Source organism: Ferrovibrio sp. GW821-FHT12F09, from assembly GCF_058806775.1.
Genome location: NZ_JBXAPZ010000001.1, coordinates 1,888,054 through 1,908,668 on the forward strand (window position 1 = coordinate 1,888,054; position 20,615 = coordinate 1,908,668).

General features: G+C 61.7%; 20 protein-coding genes. 16 read left to right on the top strand and 4 right to left on the bottom strand.

Annotation, left to right across the window (positions count from 1 at the left end; translation table 11 throughout):
- Window positions 1-136 precede the first annotated feature (136 nt).
- Together AC1ROB_RS09355 and AC1ROB_RS09360 are read left to right on the top strand one after the other, a co-directional pair.
- Complete coding sequence (locus tag AC1ROB_RS09355; protein ID WP_492971457.1) at window positions 137-1,054, top strand: ABC transporter ATP-binding protein; 918 nt, start codon at window positions 137-139, stop codon at window positions 1,052-1,054.
- Window positions 1,051-2,040 (top strand): ABC transporter ATP-binding protein, encoded by a 990-nt coding sequence (locus AC1ROB_RS09360; RefSeq protein ID WP_492971456.1) that lies wholly within the window; start codon window positions 1,051-1,053, stop codon window positions 2,038-2,040. Before AC1ROB_RS09355 ends, AC1ROB_RS09360 begins: the two co-directional genes overlap by 4 nt.
- On the opposite strand, the gene AC1ROB_RS09365 is transcribed toward AC1ROB_RS09360, so the two are convergent.
- Window positions 2,041-2,934 (bottom strand): LysR family transcriptional regulator, encoded by an 894-nt coding sequence (locus AC1ROB_RS09365; protein ID WP_492971455.1) that lies wholly within the window; start codon window positions 2,932-2,934, stop codon window positions 2,041-2,043.
- 102 nt (window positions 2,935-3,036) lie between these two features.
- Here AC1ROB_RS09365 and AC1ROB_RS09370 point away from each other — a divergent pair, with 102 nt between their 5' ends.
- Window positions 3,037-3,672 carry a glutathione S-transferase family protein gene (locus AC1ROB_RS09370; RefSeq protein ID WP_492971454.1) on the top strand — a complete coding sequence of 212 codons (636 nt, stop codon included), beginning with the start codon at window positions 3,037-3,039 and terminating at the stop codon, window positions 3,670-3,672.
- 18 nt (window positions 3,673-3,690) lie between these two features.
- Entirely contained in the window at window positions 3,691-4,683 is a 993-nt protein-coding gene (locus tag AC1ROB_RS09375) for a pyridoxamine 5'-phosphate oxidase family protein (protein WP_492971453.1), read from the top strand.
- A gap of 4 nt (window positions 4,684-4,687) precedes the next feature.
- Here the strand turns inward: AC1ROB_RS09375 and pobA are convergent, their stop codons facing one another.
- Entirely contained in the window at window positions 4,688-5,863 is a 1,176-nt protein-coding gene (gene pobA, locus AC1ROB_RS09380; protein WP_492971452.1) for a 4-hydroxybenzoate 3-monooxygenase, read from the bottom strand.
- Window positions 5,864-6,149: 286 nt separating this feature from the next.
- Here pobA and AC1ROB_RS09385 point away from each other — a divergent pair, with 286 nt between their 5' ends.
- Together AC1ROB_RS09385 and AC1ROB_RS09390 are read left to right on the top strand one after the other, a co-directional pair.
- Window positions 6,150-6,950: a helix-turn-helix domain-containing protein gene (locus AC1ROB_RS09385; protein WP_492971451.1), complete on the top strand. Its 801-nt coding sequence runs from the start codon at window positions 6,150-6,152 to the stop codon at window positions 6,948-6,950.
- Between the two features lie 95 nt (window positions 6,951-7,045).
- Entirely contained in the window at window positions 7,046-8,251 is a 1,206-nt protein-coding gene (locus AC1ROB_RS09390; protein WP_492971450.1) for an acyl-CoA dehydrogenase family protein, read from the top strand.
- A gap of 3 nt (window positions 8,252-8,254) precedes the next feature.
- Here the strand turns inward: AC1ROB_RS09390 and atzD are convergent, their stop codons facing one another.
- The gene (gene atzD / locus AC1ROB_RS09395; RefSeq protein WP_492971449.1) at window positions 8,255-9,352 is read right to left on the bottom strand and encodes a cyanuric acid amidohydrolase; all 1,098 of its coding nucleotides are present in this window, start codon (window positions 9,350-9,352) and stop codon (window positions 8,255-8,257) included.
- A gap of 270 nt (window positions 9,353-9,622) precedes the next feature.
- Between atzD and AC1ROB_RS09400 the strand changes: the two genes are divergently transcribed.
- The 5 genes from AC1ROB_RS09400 to AC1ROB_RS09420 are packed head-to-tail and all read left to right on the top strand — an operon-like array spanning window position 9,623 to window position 13,978.
- On the top strand, window positions 9,623-10,114 hold the full coding sequence (locus tag AC1ROB_RS09400) for a VOC family protein (protein WP_492971448.1): 492 nt from the start codon (window positions 9,623-9,625) through the stop codon (window positions 10,112-10,114).
- 16 nt (window positions 10,115-10,130) lie between these two features.
- A complete protein-coding gene (locus AC1ROB_RS09405) occupies window positions 10,131-11,138 on the top strand; it encodes an ABC transporter substrate-binding protein (RefSeq protein ID WP_492971447.1) in 1,008 nt (335 codons plus the stop codon).
- Entirely contained in the window at window positions 11,138-11,998 is an 861-nt protein-coding gene (locus AC1ROB_RS09410; protein ID WP_492971446.1) for an ABC transporter ATP-binding protein, read from the top strand. The genes AC1ROB_RS09405 and AC1ROB_RS09410 overlap by 1 nt, the downstream gene beginning before the upstream one ends.
- Complete coding sequence (locus AC1ROB_RS09415) at window positions 11,995-12,762, top strand: ABC transporter permease (RefSeq protein WP_492971445.1); 768 nt, start codon at window positions 11,995-11,997, stop codon at window positions 12,760-12,762. Before AC1ROB_RS09410 ends, AC1ROB_RS09415 begins: the two co-directional genes overlap by 4 nt.
- A 1-nt stretch (window position 12,763) precedes the next feature.
- Window positions 12,764-13,978 (top strand): FAD-dependent oxidoreductase, encoded by a 1,215-nt coding sequence (locus tag AC1ROB_RS09420; protein ID WP_492971444.1) that lies wholly within the window; start codon window positions 12,764-12,766, stop codon window positions 13,976-13,978.
- A 4-nt stretch (window positions 13,979-13,982) separates the two neighbouring features.
- Here the strand turns inward: AC1ROB_RS09420 and AC1ROB_RS09425 are convergent, their stop codons facing one another.
- Window positions 13,983-15,404: an amidase gene (locus tag AC1ROB_RS09425; protein ID WP_492971443.1), complete on the bottom strand. Its 1,422-nt coding sequence runs from the start codon at window positions 15,402-15,404 to the stop codon at window positions 13,983-13,985.
- Window positions 15,405-15,556: 152 nt separating this feature from the next.
- Between AC1ROB_RS09425 and AC1ROB_RS09430 the strand changes: the two genes are divergently transcribed.
- The 5 genes from AC1ROB_RS09430 (at window position 15,557) to AC1ROB_RS09450 (ending at window position 20,614) form a co-directional block, all read left to right on the top strand.
- Window positions 15,557-16,642, top strand: coding sequence for an aromatic ring-hydroxylating dioxygenase subunit alpha (locus AC1ROB_RS09430; RefSeq protein WP_492971442.1), 1,086 nt, complete (start codon window positions 15,557-15,559; stop codon window positions 16,640-16,642).
- Between the two features lie 2 nt (window positions 16,643-16,644).
- Window positions 16,645-17,364 (top strand): GntR family transcriptional regulator, encoded by a 720-nt coding sequence (locus AC1ROB_RS09435; RefSeq protein ID WP_492971441.1) that lies wholly within the window; start codon window positions 16,645-16,647, stop codon window positions 17,362-17,364.
- A 12-nt stretch (window positions 17,365-17,376) separates the two neighbouring features.
- A complete protein-coding gene (locus AC1ROB_RS09440) occupies window positions 17,377-18,357 on the top strand; it encodes a PDR/VanB family oxidoreductase (protein WP_492971440.1) in 981 nt (326 codons plus the stop codon).
- Between the two features lie 153 nt (window positions 18,358-18,510).
- The gene (locus tag AC1ROB_RS09445; protein ID WP_492971439.1) at window positions 18,511-19,668 is read left to right on the top strand and encodes an ABC transporter substrate-binding protein; all 1,158 of its coding nucleotides are present in this window, start codon (window positions 18,511-18,513) and stop codon (window positions 19,666-19,668) included.
- An 85-nt stretch (window positions 19,669-19,753) separates the two neighbouring features.
- Window positions 19,754-20,614: a branched-chain amino acid ABC transporter permease gene (locus tag AC1ROB_RS09450; protein ID WP_492971438.1), complete on the top strand. Its 861-nt coding sequence runs from the start codon at window positions 19,754-19,756 to the stop codon at window positions 20,612-20,614.
- The last annotated feature ends 1 nt before the right edge of the window (window position 20,615 follow it).

Below are 20,615 nucleotides of genomic sequence, written 5' to 3' on the forward strand. Positions count from 1 at the left end.
GACGGATCAGGATTTAGCCATTGATCCGCGTGACCGTGGCGGCCCGCGACAGCCGCTGCTCACAGTCCGTGGACTGGTTAAGCATTTTCCCGCCGGAAAGGGTCTGCTGGGCCGAACCACAAGCGTGGTCCGTGCCGTGGATGATATCGATTTCGACCTGATCAAGGGCGAAACGCTGGGTATTGTCGGCGAGTCCGGGTGTGGTAAGTCGACTACGGCGCGATTGCTGATGCACCTGATCCAGCCGGATCGCGGCGACATCGTTTTTGATGGCGAGGCGGTTGGCCATGATCTGCCGCTGCCTGACTATCGCCGTCAGGTGCAGATGGTGTTTCAGGACAGTTATGCCTCGCTCAACCCGCGCCTGACCATCGAAGATTCGATTGCCTTCGCCCCGCAGGTACATGGCGTCTCGCGTCGCGAAGCAATCGGCCGGGCCCATGACCTGCTCGCTCGCGTCGGCCTGGAGCCGAATCGGTTTGCTGGTCGCTATCCGCATGAACTCTCGGGCGGTCAGCGTCAGCGCATCAACATTGCCCGCGCCCTGGCGCTGGAGCCGCGCCTGGTGATCCTGGACGAGGCCGTATCCGCGCTGGACAAATCGGTGGAAGCGCAGGTGCTGAACCTGCTGCTCGACCTGAAGGAAGAATTCGGACTGACGTATATCTTCATCTCACATGACCTCAATGTGGTGCGGTTTATCTCCGATCGTGTGATGGTGATGTATCTGGGCAAGGTGGCCGAAATCGGCGCTGCCAGCGATATTTTCGAACGGCCGGCGCATCCGTATAGCAGTGCGCTACTGTCCTCGATGCCGGCGATGGATCCGGATGCCCGTACCCTGGAAGCGCCGCTATACGGCGATCCCCCGAATCCGATCAATCCGCCGTCGGGTTGCCGTTTCCACACTCGCTGCACCCGCGCCGAAGCGGCCTGCAGTGTCGAAGTGCCGAAGCTTGCCATCACTGCTGCTGCCCAACAGGTATCGTGCCTGATGTACCAGCCGGGATCTGGCCATTCGGCATCCCCGCCGGCTCTGGAGGCCGCGCAATGAGTGAGACCGCCGTCCCGATGATCGATGTCCGCGATCTGAACGTCACCTTTACTGCCGGTCGCAAGCCTGTGCATGCCGTCAATGGCGTGACTTTCAGTGTTGCACGCGGCGAGGTGATGGCATTGCTGGGCGAGTCGGGTTCAGGCAAAAGCGTGACGCTCCGCTCGATCCTGAACATGCATCCGAAAAAGCGCGCCAAAAGCAGCGGCGGCATTACGGTGGCCGGCCATGATGTAATGGCGCTCTCGGGGCGCGCCCTTGCCGACTATCGCGGCAAGACGGCCTCAATGATTTTCCAGGAACCGCTCTTGGCGCTGGATCCGGTTTATACCGTGGGCGCCCAGATTGTCGAAGCGATTCGCCGCCATGAACCGGTTTCGAATGCCGAGGCTTATGCCCGTGCTCTGGCGTTGTTGCAGAAGGTGCGCATCCCGTCGCCCGAGCGCCGGCTGCAGACCTTTCCTCATGAGATGTCGGGCGGCATGCGCCAGCGTGCGATGATCGCATTGGCACTTGCCTGCAATCCGCAGGTTTTGCTGGCCGATGAGCCGACGACAGCCCTGGATGCCACCGTGCAAATTCAGATCCTGCTGCTGTTGCGCGATTTGCAGCGCGAACTGGGCCTGTCGGTGATTCTGGTGACCCATGATATCGGTGTGGCGGTTGAAGTTGCGGATCGGGTCGCGGTGATGTATGCCGGCCGCATTGTTGAAGCCGGCAGCGTGCGCGATATCATCCGCAATCCGCGCCATCCTTATACGCAGGGCCTGCTGGCTTCGCGGGCGCATGACGCCATGTCCGGCGCCCGTCTGGATGCCATTCCGGGAGCGCCGCCGGATCTGGCCAACCTGCCGCCGGGTTGTTCGTTTGCGCCGCGCTGCAAATATGCTGCTGCAGCCTGCATGACTGCAACACCGGAGCCGGTGGCGGTTGGCGCCCAGCATATGGCGCGCTGCATCCGCATCAACGAGCTGGTTGCCGCCTGATCAGGCGGGTAGGCTTGCCAGTGCGGCCTGCAGGTGCGATGCCGCGAAGTCGATAAACCCGCGCACGCGGGCGTTGGGCCGTCGGCCCTCTCGATGCACCAGATGCACGGGTATCGGCGGCAGTTCGTGATCCGCGAGGATGATCTGCAGCGCGCCCGAGAGCACATGCGGCGCGATCATGTAGGACAGCACCCGCGTGATGCCCTTGTCGGCAAGGGCTGCGGCGATGCCCACGTCGGCGGAATTGACGATCATCCGGCTGTGCGGCGTCATGGCCTCATCGCGGAAGATCCAGGGTTGCGGCGCCAATGTATTGGAGAACTGCATGACGCTGTGGCCATGTAGGTCTTCGGGCGTTTTCGGCAGGCCATGCTCAGCCAGATATCGGGGCGAGGCGCAGACAACACGCCGTACGGTGCCGACGCGCACGGCATTCAGCGATGAATCCGCCAGATGGGCGATGCGTACGGCGACGTCGAAGCCTTCGTCGATGATGTCCACCACACGGTCGACGAAGAGGGTGCGCACGGTCACTTCGGGATAGGCATCCAGGAATTTCAGCACCACGGGCGCCACATGGATACGGCCGAACATCACGGAGGCCGTCAGGTTCAGGGTGCCGCGTGGCTGGCCATGCAGGCCGGCGGCCGAAGCCTCGGCCTCGTCCAGCTCGGTGAGGATGCGCTTGCAGTCGGTGAGGAAGGTGGCGCCGGCCTCAGTCAACCGCACGACACGCGTGGTCCGGTGCAGCAGGCGCGTGCCGATCCGATCCTCCAGCGTGGCGATGGCGCGGGTAACCGCGGGGGCGGAGAGGCCAAGCTGGCGCGCAGCCGTGGCGAAATTCTGCGCTTCCGCCACGGCGACGAAGGCGCGCATGCTGTCCAGCCGATCCATGGCTATTATTTCATAATATGAAATAGTGACTTGTCAATTACGGTTATTAATTAAATCCAGGGCAAGAGCATATTGAGCGGCATGTATCTTGAGGATTTCGCCATGACCGCTCCTGCTTCGACCGTCCGCCTGCACCGCTTTGCCCTGTCCGGCCATGCCCATCGCGTAGAGCTTTTTCTCTCTTTGCTCGGCCTGCCGGCTGAACTGATCGATGTGGATCTGAGGGGCGGTGAGCATAAGACGGCGGGTTTTCTCGCACGCAATGCCTTCGGCCAGGTGCCGGTGCTGGAGGATGGCGATGTGATGATCTCCGACAGCACGGCGATCCTGGTCTACCTGGCCAGGACCTATGACAAGACGGGCACCTGGCTGCCGCAGGATGCCGTACAGGCCGCGCATGTGCAGTGCTGGCTTTCGGTCGCTTCCGGCCAGCTGGCGTCCGGTCCGGCGGCGGCGCGCATGGTGACGCTGTTCGGCGCCAATTTCGACCATGAGCGCACCAAGCAGATCGCGGCGCAGCTTTATGCGGTGATGGATGCGCATCTGGCCCAGCAGCCCTGGCTGGCTGGCAATGCGCCGACCATCGCCGATGTGGCGCTGTATTCCTACACCGCGCATGCGCCCGAGGGTGGCGTGTCGCTGGAGCCGTATCCGCAGATCCGCGCCTGGCTCGGCCGCATCGAGGCCCTCCCCGGTTTCGTCGGTATGCCGCGCAGCGCCGTTCCGGCGGCTGCGTAAGCAAGAAGGGAGGCTGTCATGGCCGTAATGAATCCGAATGAGGGACTACCGGGTTGGTCGCAGGGCTCGCCCTGGCATGCGGGTGAGCAGGCGCTGCAGGCGCGCGCTGGTGTGCGCGAGCGTATGGAAATGGCCGGCCGCAAGGTGCTGCGGGAATTCATGCCAGAGCAGCATCGCGAATTCTTCACTCAGCTGCCGACCCTGGTCGTCGGCAGCCTGGATGAGGCGCGCCGACCCTGGGCTTCCATCCTGGTCGGCCGGCCCGGCTTCATCGGCTCGCCCGACCCACGCCTGCTGACCGTGGCGGCTGCCCCGTTGCCGGGCGATCCGCTGGCGCAGAATCTGGTGAAGAATGCACCGCTTGGCCTGTTGGGCATCCAGCCGGAAACCCGCCGGCGCAACCGCGCCAATGGTCGCGTGCTGTCAGTCGATAGCGGCGGCTTCGTGCTGCAGGTGAACCAGAGCTTCGGCAACTGCCCGCAATATATCCAGGCACGGCAGCCTTTCTTCATGGACACCATGGAGCTGGCGCCGGAGGCCACTGAGGAGCGGGGGGTGCTATCAGATCGTGCCACGGCACTGATCCGCCAGTCGGATACCTTCTTCATCGCCACGGCGGCGGCCGGTGCGGATGGCATCGATCCGGTGCATGGCGTCGATGTATCCCATCGCGGCGGACGTCCCGGTTTTGTCAAGGTCACGGAAGAAGATGGTCATACCGTGCTGACCGTGCCGGATTTCAGTGGCAACAATTTCTTCAACACGCTGGGCAATATCGCGGCCAATCCGCGTGCCGGCCTGCTGTTCGTTGATTTTTCCGCCGGCCATGTGCTGACGGTGACCGGCAGTGCCGCCGTGGTCTGGGATGCGCCGGAGGTGGCGGTATTCGACGGTGCTTTGCGACTGATGCGCTTCACCATCGAGCGTGGCCTCTGGCTGAACGAGGTGCTGCCGTTGCGCTGGTCGGCGCCGGCCTATGCACCGCAGCTGGTCCATACAGGCGTTTGGTAACAGATCACTCGAACGGCAGGCCGACGTAATTCTCGGCCAGGCTGGTCTTGGCGGCGCGTGACGAGACGACATAGTCCAACTCGGCAAGCTGGACCTGATTTTCGAAATCGCTGCGTTCGTCAAAGCGATGCAGCAATGAGGTCATCCACCAGGAAAACCGCTGCGCCTTCCAGACCCGTCGCATACACAGGTCGGAATAGCCATCCAGCAGTTCGCTGCCTTTGTGGCTATAATGCGCTTCTAGAGCGCGCGACAGATAGCGCACATCCGCCACGGCAAGGTTCATGCCCTTGGCGCCGGTCGGCGGCACGATATGGGCAGAGTCGCCGGCCAGGAACAGCCGGCCATGGCGCATCGGCCCGGCGACAAAGCTGCGCATCGGTGTCACGCCCTTTTGAATGATCGGCCCTTCTTCCAGCTTCAGGTTGTCTTCACCGGCCAGCCGGATATGCAATTCCTCCCAGATGCGATCATCGGGCCAGTTGGCGATATCCTCATCTGGCTGACACTGCAGGTACAGTCGGGTGATCTCGGGCGAGCGCATGCTGAACAGTGCAAAACCACGGTCATGCTGGTTGTAGATCAGTTCCTCCTGCACGGGCTTTGAACGCGCCAGGATGCCGAGCCAGCCAAAGGGGTAGACGCGTTCGTAGATCTTCAGCACATCTGCCGGTATGGCGGGACGGCAGATGCCGTGGAAACCGTCGCAGCCGGCAATGAAATCGCAATCCAGGCTTTGAGCCGTGCCGTCTTTATTGCGCCAGGTGATGCGCGGCTTGTCGCTGGCAATGTCATGGACGGCGACGTCGCTGACCTCGAATGCGATCTTGCCGCCATCGGCCAGCCGCTGGGCGATCACATCCTTCACCACTTCATGCTGGCCGTAGACCATGACGGCCTTGCCGGTGAGGTCAACGAAATCGATATGATGGTTGCGGCCGCGGAACCGCAGCGTTGTGCCGTGGTGCAGCAGGCCCTCTCTGTTCATGCGCGCGCCAAGGCCGGTATCGTTCAGCACGTCGACGGTGCCCTGCTCCAGCACACCGGCCCGAATGCGGCCTTCGACGTAAGCGCGATCCCGCGCTTCCAGGATCACGGACTCGATGCCGGCCAGATGCAGCAGATGGGAGAGCAGGAGTCCGGCCGGACCGGCTCCGATAATCCCGACTTGGGTACGCATGGGTGTCTTTCCTCCCGGCCTCATCCTGTGCCTGCCGCCTTGCGCCGGCAACTTGCGCAGGACCATGGCTTGAGCATGCCGGAAGTGAAATGGACGCAGCGGCACTTATCTTGTACTTTTCCGCAAAGCGGATAGCATTCTAACCTGCCGGAACGAGTGTAGGTCGTGATGCGAAGAAGAAAGATAAATGTCTGAAATTATTCCAAGATTCTTTCTGTATGGAGAGGCGGACAAAGAGGCGGAGCTGCATTTTCTGCATGTCGAAACCATTGCAGCCCGTAGCCTCTTGCACGATTGGCATATCGCGCCCCATCGTCATTCGAACCTGTTCCAGCTGCTGCTGGCTGTCGGCGGCGGCGGTGAATTGCGCGCCGACAGCCTGATCCAGGATTTCAACGCACCCACCCTGGTCACCGTGCCGCCCGGGGTGGTGCATGGTTATCGCTTCCGGCCCGGCACCGAGGGCTGGGTGGTGACGCTTTCGGACAGCTTTGCCGACGATATTCTCGGCCCCCGGGGCCGAAGCACCCTGGCTGCGGGAATGACCGAAACGGCGTTGCTGCCCCTGGGAACAGGGACAGCCGAAGCCGCCCGCCTGCAGGACAATTTCTCCGCCATTGCCGAAGAGTTCCGCTGGAATGCACTCGGTCAGATGGATGCTATTGCCGCTCATCTCCGCCTTGTCTTTGTGACCCTGGCCCGCTTAAAGCAGGCCGATCGCGAGAGCGCCCTGACGCAGGATGCCGATGCGGGCCTGTTTGCCCGGTTTCGCATGCTGGTCGAGGCGCATTATCGCGATCACCGACCGGTCAGCCTATATGCTGCGGATCTGGCTGTTACAGAGAAGCGTCTGACGGCAGCCTGCCGCCGGGTTGCCGCCAAGGCGCCACTCGATGTGATCCATGCCCGACTGCTGATCGAGGCCAAGCGCAACCTGCTTTATACGTCGATGAGTGTCGCCGAAGCCGGCTATGCTCTTGGTTTCCGGGATCCGGCCTATTTCTCACGCTTTTTCACCCGACGTACCGGCATGGCGCCACGTCAATTCAAGATGAGCGGTGCGCAGGTACCGGCAAATGCCGATTGACGCTGCGGCAGGGCCGTCACGCTGTCTGCGGCCACAGCTTGCGCAGGGAATTGCCTGATATAATCTGGGCCAAAGACGATCCGGGAGGCAAAGACATGGACCTGAATTTCACGGCCGAAGAGCTGGCGTTCCGCGATGAGGTCCGCGCCTTCATCAAAAAGAATTTCGACGCAGAGATGCAGGCGGCCATGGTCCGGACGCGTACCGGCTATATCGCCAAGCATCTGCATATCCGCTGGCAGAAGGCGCTGAACGAAAAAGGCTGGCTGGCGCCGAACTGGCCGGTTGAGTATGGCGGGCCAGGCTGGACCCCGACCCAGCGTTATATCTACGAGCAGGAAATGAGCACGGCAGGTGCGCCGATCACGGTGCCCTTTGGCCCGCGCATGCTGGCGCCGGTGATCATGAAATTCGGCACTGAGGCCCAGAAGAAGAAGTACCTGCCCGATATCCTGGCCAGCAATGTCTGGTGGTGTCAGGGCTACTCTGAACCGGGTGCAGGATCGGACCTTGCCGGCCTGCAGATGAAGGCTGAGGACAAGGGAGATCATTTCCTCTGCAATGGCAGCAAGATCTGGACCTCGGAAGCGCAGCATGCCGACATGATCTTCTGCCTGGTGCGGACGGCGCAAACCAAGAAGCCGCAGGAGGGAATCTCGTTCCTGCTGATCGATATGAAGTCGCCGGGTGTCACGGTTACACCGATCATCACCATCGATGAGTCGACCCCCGGTATGCAGGAAGTCAATCAGGTCTTCTTCGATGACGTTAAGGTGCCGAAGGAGAATCTGATCGGTGAACTGAACCAGGGCTGGACCTGCGCCAAGTACCTGCTGGAGTTCGAACGCGGCAATGCCTATTCGGGCCATCTGAAGCGCCATCTGTCGCATCTGCGCAAGATCGCCAAGGCGGAGCAGAAGCAGGGACAGCCGCTGGCCGCCGATCCGGATTTCGCGGCCAAACTGGCCGATGCCGAAATGAGTATCATGGCCATGGAAATGCTGGAACTGCGGGTTCTGGGCGGCACCAAGAGCGGTCAGAATCTGGGCGCGGCTTCATCGATGCTGAAAACCCGGGGGACCGAGCTGCAGCAGCTGGTCAGCGATCTTTCGGCCGAAGCGATCGGTTATTACGCCGCGCCATACTCGCCACTGTTCGAAGGATCGAATACGCCGGTGATCGGGCCGGATTACGCCGATGGCGTTGCCGCCCGCTACCTGAACCAGCGCAAGGTGACGATCTATGCCGGTTCGAACGAGATCCAGCGCAATATCATGTCCAAGCTGATCCTCGGTCTTTGAGGGTCAGGTCTTTGCGATGATGGCGATCAGGCCGCCACCATCGGGTCCCTGATGTTCGGCGCCGCCGGAAACAAAAATCCGGCCATCGCCCAGCATGCCGGCGACAAGACCGCCAACCGCGCCGCGGATATGGCGTTGGGCGTTGATGTCGGTATCGTCCAGCATGGTATGGCGGTTGCCGCGGATCAGGCCGCGGCGATCCGGTTCGCATTTGACCAGCACACCGTGAATGCGGGCGGCATCGGCGGCTGAAACCTGCGGTGTCGCTGTAATTCCCAGATCGTTGAGCACGGCTGCAATGCCGGCGATATCCAGAGCATCCCGCATGGGCCGATGCGCGATCTGCAGGTCGCCGCCCCAGCCCGGAGCATTGCCCAGGACGATCACCTCGTTGCAATCGACCTCGACGCCCGAGGAAATGCTGGCGCGATCCGACTGCACGGCATAGTCAGTGAACATCGCCGCTTCAGTGACCTGTTCCGGGGCGGCATCGCCGAGCGCCAGCGCAACGCCAAAGGCGCCGGCAACGCGGGCATAGGCCATCGACCGACCGGAATCGGCAGTCAGAACACTGGCGCCGCGCGCAGCGGCATCCTGGGCGCGGGCCACCGTCACACAGGGTGCCTTCACCTGGACGAAATGCACATCGGCCGGGTTATCGATGCCGGCATCCTGCATGGCCTGGCGCACGGTATCTGCAATCGCTTCCACATGGGCTATGCGGCCGATGGCTTCGGGCGGCGTCTTGCTGCTGAAAGCCACGCCGATGGCCAGACGCTTGTCGGGAGCGTTCGTCTTTTCATCTGTGCGGCTGAACACCATGTAATGCGGCGACAATACACCTTCGGTGCCACCGGAAAGGATGCAGGGCACGGTTCTGACGATGTCCTCGCGCGTCCGGCCGGTGCGCTCGGTCATAAGCGCAGAGAAGGCCATTGTGAAATAGCCGCGGGTGAAATCGTTCACGCCGCCATTGCCTTCGGTCTTGCCGATCACGGCCACGATCTCGTCGGCTCGTAATTGCCCGCTGTCGAGCAATGCCGCCAGTGCCGACACATCTCCCGGATGGCTCATGGTAAGACGGTGGACAAAGGCCTGCATGGAATACTCCGTGGAACAGAGGTCGTGCGTAGCAAGATGCATTCCGCGCCTGCGGAGGGGTAGTCAGGCCCCTTCAGACCTTCGACCGCCTAAATAATGGGCGCAGGTTGCTGCCCACTTGGGCGGCCTGCAACCTCGGTCATGGCAGGGTTTCCCGGTAAAGCTGCGGGCTGTCGAGTCGTGCCCCGATTATCCAACGATCTCAATCAAACAGGCGCTGGCACATTGTATGCACAGTTACATGCGCAGACATACAAGCGCAGCGGAGCCATGACGGCACTCATCACAGGCCTGTTTCACGTAGCAATCAAGACGGCGGATCTGGCCAGGACGCGCTGGTTCTATTGTGACGTGCTCGGACTGTCAGAAGTGGCGCGGCCGGATTTCGGCTATCCCGGCGCCTGGATTGCAGTGCCAACGCCTGTAGGCGAGGCGATCATCCATATCTATGCCGGAGGACCGGCCCTCGGCCCTGAAGGTAAGGCGCCGTCGGGCACGGCTGCCATCGATCATATCTCGCTGACGGCGGTCGGGTATCACGACTTCATCGCGCGTTTCCGCGACCATCGCCTCGATTGGCGCGAATTTCTCGTCCCCAACACCACCTACTGGCAGCTTTTCGTCTACGACCCGAGCGGCGTGCAACTCGAACTCACCTTCGATGGCCGTGCCGAACAGGGGCCGTTGCCCGATATGTCCGCCGAACGCCGCTATATCGCGGGCACCAGCTTTTTTGCACCAGCTCAATTCGCATTTGCCTGATCCTGAGGAGGGACCCATGACCATCCGTTTCTTCCGTGCCGCCATGCTGGCCGGCGCTGCCGTTTTCGCCCTTGCTGCCAGTCCGGCAGCCGAAGCCGCCGATAAGGTCAAGGTCGGCGTCTTCCCGGTATCTTCGGCGCTGCCGTATTTCGTCGCCGTCGAGCGCGGCTACTTCAAGGAACAGAATATCGACGCCGAGATGGTCAAGCTGATGGGTGCGCCGCCGATCGTGCAGGGCATGCTAACCAATGACCTCGATGCCGGCGCCAATCTCGTCACTGTCGACGGCATGAATGCCAACACCAAGAAGGAGGGATTGGTCTATTACATGTCCCTCTATGGCCAGAACAAGTTCGCCCAGATGGAGCAGTTCGTGGCCAAGACCGGCCTCGACGCCAAGACGGTGAAGGACATCAAGGGCACGGGCGCGCCGAAAAAGATCATGTCGGCGCCGGGCGCGGGCAATATGGCCATGGCGCGCGCCGTGCTGGGCGCGGTTGGCATGAAGGAAGGCGCCGACTACACGCTGACCGAACTGGCGATGAACCTGCATGCCGATGCTATGAAGGCCGGCACCTTCGATTACGGCTATACGCTCGAGCCCAATGCCAGTGTGATGAACAGCATGGGTGCGGCGCGTACGGTGGAAGCCGGCGTGGTGTCGAAATACATCATCGGCCGGGAAGAGGCCTATGCCTATATGGCCGGTGGCGCCATCACCGGAAAGTTCATGAAGGAGCGCCCCGATGTGGCCAAGCGCTTTTCGGCAGCTTGGCGCAAGGCGCTGAAGGATATCGAACAGGATCCGACGACCCGCGAATTACTGAAGGGCAATACCTTCACGCCGCCGGAGCTGGCGATGACCATTCCGATGCCGCGCATGCTGATGGTCGACCAACTGTCGGCCCAGGACAAGAAAGACTTCCAGAAGGTGATCGATTTCACCATCCAGAGCGGCGTGATCAAGGATCCGGTCGAGACAGGAAAATATCTGGTGGTGCTGGATAAGAAGGCCACCAGCTGATGCTTTCACGCGCCCGTTCGGCGATGCGTCTGGTCAAGGGAGTGCCGGTTGCAGAACCGGCCTCCTTGGCTCAGCCGGTGGAAAAATCCTATCGCTGGTTTCCGCCCGGCACGCATATCACCGTGCGTGGCCTGTCCAAGCAGTTTCAGGGCAGCCCCCTATACGACAAGTTCGATCTCGACCTGCCGCGCGGCAAGGTGGTCTCGGTCTTCGGCCCGAACGGTTGCGGCAAGAGTACGATCATCAACATGATCGCCGGCCTTCTGCCGATGGACAGCGGTGAAGTGTTGTTCGATGGCAAGACGATCGACGAAACCCGCATCGGTTATGTGTTCCAGAATTATCGCGAAGCGCTGTTTCCCTGGCTGCGCGCCATCGACAATATCCACTACCCGCTCAAGCTGATGGGACTGAGCAAAAGGGAGCGGACGGAACGGGTCGATAAGCTGCTCAGCCGCTTCCAGGTCAAGATCGATTTCAACCGCTATCCCTACGAACTCTCGGGCGGCCAGCAGCAGACCGTATCGATCATGCGATCTCTGGTGATGGAGCCGGAAGTCCTGTTCCTCGACGAGCCATTCTCGGCGCTCGATTACGAAATGACGCTGTTCATGCGCGACCAGATGCAGAAGGCTTTCATGGAGACGAACACCACCATGGTGATCGTCAGTCATGATCTGGAAGAGGCCGTCTATCTGGCGGATTATGTGCTGCTGCTGACGCGCCGCCCCACCCGGATTGCGGATTTTGTCGAAGTACCACTGCCGCGCCCGCGTTCAGCCGAAACCCTCTCCGACCCGAAATTCGTCGCGATCAAAAGTCATTGTCTGGAAATCTTCCGGCGGGAGGCCAAGCTGTGAGTGTCTGGTCGTCGGTCTTTGGTCGCCTACGTCCGGTGCTGGGCGTCGTGCTGCTGATTTTGGTGTGGTGGATCGCGACGCTGCTTGAGATCGCTGATCCCGTTCTGCTGCCACCCCCGCAGAAGGCCTTCAAGGCCTTGGTCGATGGTCTGGTCGGCGGCCCTCTGTTGCTGGATTTTGCCCAGACCATCTATCGCACGGTGCTGTCCTTCATGATCGCTTCGGCCATTGCCATCCCGCTCGGCGTCATGCTCGGTGCCGCAGAGAAGCTGTATCGCTCGGTCGAGTTCGTCATCGATTTCTTCCGCTCGACCCCGGCCTCGGCCGTGTTTCCGCTGTTCCTTGTGCTGTTCGGGGTTGGTGACAAGACCAAGATTGCGGTGGCGGCTTTCGGTGCCTCGCTGGTGATCCTGTTCAATGTCGCCTATGGCGTGATGAATGCCCGCAAGACCCGGGTGCTGGCGGCCAAGGTGATGGGCGCCAACCGGCTGCAGGTTCTGACCGATGTCTATTTCTGGGAATCGTTGCCGCAGACCTTTATCGGCATGCGCAACGGCATCTCGCTGTCGCTGGTCATCATCGTGGTGGCGGAGATGTTCATCGGCTCCAGCGATGGCATCGGTCATCGCCTGATCGAGGCGCAGATGCTGTTCGAGATGCCGACCATGTATGCGGCGATCTTTGCCGCCGGTGCGCTCGGCTATGGCATGAACTGGATTTTTCTGACGATCGAGAAAACCTTCGTGCATTGGGGCGGCAAGTAATATGAAGAACGGCCGTACGCGTATCGTTATCGTTGGTTCGGGTGTTGCCGGCAGCATCCTCGCTTATGGCCTGCGCCACCTCCCCGATGTCGAGGTGATTTGCCTGGAGCGCGCCAGTGCGAACGATCATGCCGATGCCGGAACGGGGCTGAATGTCGGCCCGAACGCGATCAAGGCACTGCGCAGCTTCCTGCCCGAGCTGGCCGATCTGCTTGTGGCCTCCAGCCTGCCTTGGTCCAGCTGGCGCATTTCGCTCACCGACGGGCAGGAGCTGATGAACCTGCCGCTGTCGGATGTGGCCGACAATCCCGGTATCCGTATCCGCTGGTCGCAGCTCTATGCCCTGTTGCGTCAGCCGGTGCAGCAGCAGGTTCGCTTCAACACGGAAGTCCTGAGCATGCGCTACGCCCGGTCCGGCGAAATCGGGCCTATCGTGGTGGAAGTTGCCGACCAGACGACCGGCGAGGAAAGCATCCTCGACGGTATCGATCTGCTGGTGGCGGGCGATGGCCGTTATTCCCGTGTGCGGGAAACATTCCTGGGTAAGCCGCGGCCGCATTTCCTTGGCGTCTGTATCTATCGCCTGCTGATCGAACAGGCTCAGCCCGACCTGGTCGATGACTACGAACAGTGGTTCAACGGCCCCAATCGTCTGCTGGCCTTCCGTGTGCCGGGCAACGCCACTTACATTTCCGGATCTTTCCCGATCCTGCCGGAGGAGGATGTGCCGGCGGAAGCCAAGCGCGCCGATGTGCTGCGCAGCCTGTATACGCCGCCAGGCGTCAAGCCCAGCCGGCAATGCGAATTTCTGATCGACGCGATCTGCAGCCATATGAGCGAGATTCACTGGGCCAGGCTGCAGGAGGCCGCGCCGATTTTCTGCGATCCGAATTACCGCATTCTGCTTCTGGGCGATGCGGCGCATCCGATGGTGCCGACGCTGGGGCAGGGCGCCACCCAGGCTATCGAGGATGCCTGTGTTGCCGTGGCCGAGCTGCGTGCGGCCTTCACCGGCCCGGCGCCCAGTGTGGCGGCCGTGCTGGAAAAGATCGAACAGCGCCGTCAGGCACGCGTGGAATTCGTGATCGATTTCTCCCGCGATGCCACCGATACGATGCTGGCGGGGGCCGATCCGGTTTCCGGCAGCCTGAAGAAGACCCGGCCGGACTTCCGCGCCAAGCTGGCGAAACTGTATCGCGACGTTCCGGCCGCCTGAGCGGTCAGGGGAAAAGTGGCGGCCAGCGCATCATGTCCGGCGCGACCGCTTCGTAGCGTCGGCCAAGAGCCAGAAGCGCCGCATCGCTGCCAAAACCGCCAATCAACTGGAAGCCGATGGGCAGACCTTGCGCGTCGGGTGCCGCCGGTAGCGACAAGCCCGGCAGGCCAGCTAGGTTGACCCAGCCGGTGTATACCGCATGGCCACGCGGGCCTGCGATTTTGCCATCGATCTGCTCGGGATAGACCTTGGTCTTGTCCCAGGGCTGCGCCGCGGTGGCGGGCGTCAGGATCGCATCGTAATCGGCAAAGAAGCCGGCCAGCTGCCGCCGTAGTTCGACAGCATGATTGAGCGCGGCGAGATAGGCGCTGCCATCGATGGCCTTGCCGGTTTCATACATCCCCAGCAGTGCCGGCGAGATCTTCTCTGGACCACCCAGACGATCGACGATCATCGTCAGGCCGGTCGGCATCAATACGGCAAGGCTGGCAGTGGCGGCCTCGATATCGAAGGGCAGGATGCCGGCTACAACCTCGCAGCCCATGCGCCGGAGCTGCTCGGCTGCACCGTCGACCGAGGCGAGGATGGTCGGCTCGACGGGATTGGTGCCCAAACGCGGGACATACAGAATGCGGCGTGGCTGTGTGGTCGCCTGTGTTTCGGCCATTGTGACCGCCGCTGTGAAGGCGAGGGAATGACGGTCGCGCGGATCAGGCGCCGACAGCAGACCAAGGGTTGTCGCCACATCATCGACGGTGCGGCCGAAGAGGCCAACGACCTCCAGGTCGTTGTAGATTTCGGGAAAGCCGCCGCTGCGGGCGACCCGGCCGATGCTGGGTTTCAGGCCCACCAGTCCGGTATGGCCGGCCGGCCGCCGCGTCGAGCCGCCGCCGTCGGTGCCCAGCGCAATCGGACCGAGGCCAGCGGCAACAGCCGAAACCGCGCCGCCGCTGGAGCCGCCGGGCGTGAGATCGGCATTCCAGGGATTGCCGGTGGCGCCGAAGAGGAGGTTGCAGGTGTAACCCTGCACCGTGAATTCCGGCACATTGGTCTTGCCCAGCAGTACCGCGCCCGCGGCACGCAGACGCGCAACCGGCAGTTCGTCTTCCACCGGCAGATTGTTCTCCAGCAGCCGGCTGCCCCAGGTGGCCGGCAGGCCGCCGACAATCAGGCTGTCCTTGATCGATGCGGGTACGCCATCCATGGGGCCGAACGGCTGTCCGCTCTTGTGGCGCGCGGCACTGGCCCTGGCGGCGCGCAGGGCCCCCTCGGCATCAACATGCACAAAGGCGTTCAGTGTGGGATTGAGGGCTGCAATCCGGTCGAGTACAGCCTGCGTCACATCGACGGGTGACAGCATGCCGGTCCGATAGGCGGCCTGCAGTTCGGCGGCGCTCAGGCGCCAGGGTTGGTCGATGGTCGGCATCTGTATCCTGAATACGGCTTTGCCGTTTCTCCGGCAATTCTTTCGCTGAATGTATCCCATAATGACAATAATATTAGAACAATAGGTGAAAATTTGTTCAATTTATCCACTTGCTGTATACATGATGGAAGAATTGAGGAGGAGACGTCGGAATGGCCAGCACTCAGCCTTTCACGATGGATGCCGGCAGCCAGCCCTGGCCACGCAATGCGTGGTATGCGGCGGCCTGGGATCACGAGATCAAGCGCAGCCTGTTTCCGCGCACCATCTGCGGTCAGGCGCTGGTGTTGTACCGCCAGCCCGATGATCGTCTGGTCGCGCTGGAAGATGCCTGCTGGCATCGCCTGCTGCCATTGTCGAAGGGCCATCTGCAACCCGATGGCAGCCTGGTCTGCGGCTATCACGGCCTTGTCTACGATGCGCGTGGGCGCTGCACCCATATGCCGTCGCAGGAGACCATCAATCCCTCGGCCTGTGTGCGCAGCTATCCGGTGCTCGAGAAGCACCGCTTCGTGTGGATCTGGATGGGCGATCCGGCGCTCGCCGATCTGGCCCTGGTGCCTGACCTGCACTGGAACCACGATCCGGCCTGGGCCGGCGATGGTGAACTGATCCAGGTGGCCTGCGATTACCGGCTGGTGGTCGATAACCTGATGGACCTGACGCATGAGACCTTCGTGCATGGCTCCAGCATCGGCAACCGCGCTGTTGCGGAAGCGCCTTTCGATGTCACCCATGGCGAACGCTTCGCCACGGTCACCCGCTGGATGCGCGATATCGAGGCACCGCCTTTCTGGGCGCGGCAACTGGGCAAGCCCGGCCGGGTCGATCGCTGGCAGATCATCCGCTTCGAGGCGCCTTGCACCGTGGTGATCGATGTCGGGGTAGCCCCCGCCGGTAGCGGCGCGCCCGAGGGGGATCGCAGCCACGGCGTCAATGGGCAGGTGCTGAATACCATCACGCCGGAAACCGCCACCACCTGTCATTACTTCTGGGCCTTTGCCCGTAACTACCGGCTCAGTGAGCAGAGCCTGACCACGGAATTGCGCCAAGGCGTTTCGGGCATCTTCCGCGAGGACGAGATCATCCTGGAAGCGCAGCAGAAAGCCATCAATGCCAATCCTGGCCGACTGTTCTACAACCTGAATATCGATGCCGGCTCGATGTGGGCGCGCCGCAAGATCGATCATATGATCGCCGCCGAACAAGCGCGGATTTTTTCAGCGGCGGCCGAATAAAGATGTCGCAGTCCCTCAAGACGATCCTGTCTTTGCGCGAACTGATCCTCAGCGGCGAGCTGAAGCCGGGCGAGCGGCTGTCGGAACTTGCGGTTGTCGACCGGCTCGGCGTATCGCGCACGCCGGTGCGCACCGCGCTGGTGCGACTGGAAGAAGAGGGTCTCTTGGAAATGCTGCCATCCGGCGGCTACATGGTGCGGCATTTTTCCGAGGCCGATATTTTCGACGCCATCGAAATGCGTGGCACTCTGGAGGGGCTGGCGGCGCGACTGGCGGCGGAACGCGGCCCCAGTCCGGGACAGATGGGCGAGATCAGGGGCTGCCTGCGCAAGCTGGACGGTCTGGTACAGGGTGAGCATGGCGGGGATACCTTCTCTGACTATGTCGAGCTGAACGAGCGGTTCCATCAGCTGCTCATCCACCTGTCGGGCAGCCGGGTGGTGGCGCGCCAGATCGAGCGTGCATCGGCCCTGCCATTTGCCTCGCCCAGTGCCTTTGTCGAGGTGCAGGCCGTGTTGCCGGAGTCGCGTGCTATTCTGCTGGTAGCCCAGGAACAGCATCGTAGTGTGGTGGAAGCTATCGAGCGCCGCGAAGGTACGCGCGCCGAGGCGTTGATGCGCGAACATTCGCGTGTCGCTCGCCGCAATCTTGTTGTTGCTCTGGAGCATCAGACGGTGCGGGACATGGTGCCTGGCATGGCGCTGATCCGTCAAAACGCCTGATACGGACCCGCCATGCAGATATCAAACGCCTGGATCAATGCCGAATTGGCCGCGACGCAGGACCTGAGTCCGACAATTCGCCTGTTCGAGATTGTACCGCAGAATGGGCCGGCCGTGACTTACGAGCCCGGCAGCCATATCAATATCGCCGTTGAGATCAACGGCCGTCCGGATGTGCGGTCCTATTCGTTGGTCGGGCTGCCCGACCGGCGTTGTTATCGTATCGCGGTGAAGAAGGTCGATTCCAGCCGCGGCGGATCGGCAGCACTGCATAACCTGTTGCCGGGTGCGAAGCTGAAGATCGCCCCACCGCGCAATCATTTCCCACTGCAGTTCGATGCGCCGCGATACCTGCTGATCGCTGGCGGCATCGGCATCACACCGCTGACCGGTATGGCGCAGGCTCTGGTGCAGCGCGGAGCCGACGTCCGCCTGCTCTATGCCGCCCGCAGTCGTAACGAACTGGCATTCTCGACCGAATTGCAGATTCAGTTGGGCGATCGGCTGCAGGTGTTCGTCTCCGATGAAGGCCAGCGCCTCGACCTGATGGCGACCCTGGCTGCCGTACCGGCCGATACCGATATCTATTTCTGCGGACCGGCGCGGCTGCTGGCCGGTCTGCGTGCGGCATGGACGTCGCTCGGTCGTCCGCTTGCGGCTTTGCGGTTCGAGACGTTCGGCAGTGGCGGCCTGCAGGCCAGCGAAAGTTTCTGGGTGAAGGTGCCGCGGCTGGGCCTGGAAATCACTGTGCCGCAGGACCTGTCGATGCTCGATGCATTGGAGGCCGCTGGCGTCGAGGTGATGTCGGAATGCCGCCGCGGCGAATGCGGTTTGTGTGCGGTGGATGTCGTTGCTGTGGAAGGTATGCTCGACCATCGTGACGTTTTCCTGAGCGAAACCCAGAAACAGGAGAATCATCGGGTCTGTGCCTGCGTCTCTCGTGCGGTTCAGGGCGGCGTGGTTATCGACACGGCCTGGCGTGCCGATCAGTGATGCAGGCGGCTCATGGGTTCTGAAGTAAAATGATTCTAGATTCCACTTGCATCTTTTGGGCGTTTCGCCAAAGTCCGTGACAAGTGTTGGACAGGTGTACTCGTGTGCGAATACCGAACGAGGCATCAAAAAAATAAAAACCGGAGGAAACCAATGAACCGCAGACATCTTCTTGCCGCTGTTGCCACCACGGCGCTCGGCATTTTCGCCTCCGCTGGCGCCTATGCGCAGCAGACGGTTAAGATCGGCCTGATCCTGCCGATGAGCGGGCCCTTCGCCTCGACCGGTCGTCAGATCGAAGGCATGGCCAAACTCTACATGGCCCAGAATGGCGATACGGTTGCCGGCAAGAAGGTGGAGTTGATCGTCAAGGACGATACCGGCGTCGCCGATGTTACCAAGCGCATCGCGCAGGAACTGGTGGTCAACGAGAAGGTCACCGTGCTGGCCGGCTTCGGTCTCACCCCGTTGGCGCTGGCCACGGCGCCGATTGCTACCCAGGCCAAGATCCCGACCATCGTGATGGCTGCCGCCACGCAGATGATCACGGCCCAGTCGCCCTATATCGTGCGCACTGGTTTCACCCTGCCGCAGGTTACCGCGCCGCTGGCCGACTGGGCTGCGAAGAACGGCATCAAGAAGGTGGTCACGCTGGTTGCCGATTACGGCCCGGGCCTCGATGCCGAAAAGGCCTTCAAGGAAGGCTTCACCAAGGCCGGCGGCGAAGTGCTGGCCGAGTTGCGCGTGCCGATGGCCAATCCGGAATTTGCACCCTTCCTGCAGCGCGCCAAGGATGCCAAGCCGGATGCGCTCTTCGTCTTCGTTCCCTCGGGCATCGGCTCGGCCGTGATGAAGCAGTTCGCAGAGCGTGAGCTCGCCAAGGACGGTATCCGGCTGATCGGTACCGGCGACGTGACGGATGACGACATCCTGAACGGCATGGGCGATGCGGCCCTGGGTGTCGTCACTTCTTTCCATTATTCGGCGGCGCATAATTCGCCGGAAAACAAGGCGGTGGTCGAAGGCATGAAGAAGGCCACCGGCCTTCGCGCCAACTTCCATGGCGTTGGCGGTTATGACGGCATGCACCTGATCTACCAGGCGCTGAAGAAGACCAATGGCGACACCGACGGCACCAAGCTGCTGGAAGCCATGAAGGGCCAGAGCTGGACCAGCCCGCGCGGTCCGGTCACCATTGATCCGGAAACGCGCGATGTGACCCAGACGGTCTATATCCGCAAGGTCGAGAAGGTGAATGGCGAACTCTACAACGTCGAATTCGCAAACATTCCGAACATCAAGGCCCGCTGAGCGAACCTGCCTGACGTAACAGCGGCCGGCGGCTCATCCCGCCGGCCGTTTTTCGAAAGAGACCCCCTCTAAAAAAGAGATCGGTGTGCTTACAATTCTCTTCGACGGCTTTGCCTATGGCATGGTGCTGTTCGTGCTGGCCTGCGGCCTGTCGGTGACGCTGGGCCTGATGAACTTCATCAACCTTGCCCATGGCGCTTTCGCCATGGCTGGCGGCTATCTCACCGTCGTGCTGATGAATCGTTTCGGAGTTTCCTTCTTTCTCTGCATTCCTGCCGGCTTCCTGGTATCTGCGGCGCTTGGCGCTGTGCTGGAGCGGACGCTCTATGCCCGCCTCTATACGAAGAGCCATCTCGACCAGGTTCTGTTTTCCATCGGCCTGGTGTTCATGGCGGTTTCCGCGATCGACTATTTCATGGGCGCACAGCAGCAGTTGATCACCCTGCCGCCGTCCCTGCGTGGCCGCATCGATTTCTTCGGCGTGAATTTTGGCGTTTATCGCTTGTTTGTCATCGCCATCTGTCTGGTGCTGGCGGTTGCCCTGCAGCTGATCCTGTCCCGTACCCGCTTCGGCAGCCAGCTGCGCGCCGCTGTGGATGATGCCCGCGTCGCCCGCGGCCTGGGGATCAATGTGAATCTCATTTTCACCTTTACCTTTGCTTTCGGCTCCGGCCTTGCCGGACTGGGTGGTGTGCTGGGCGCCGAGATCCTCGGCATGGACCCGACATTCCCGCTGAAATTCATGATCTATTTCCTGGTGGTGATCAGTGTCGGCGGCACCACCACGCTGACCGGTCCGCTGCTGGCCTCGATTCTGCTCGGCATCGCCGATGTGGCCGGCAAATATTATGTGCCCACCGTGGGCAGCTTCATCATCTACACGATCATGGTGGTTGTGCTGATCGTGCGGCCGCAGGGCCTGTTCGGCCGTGCCAATGCGCGCTGAG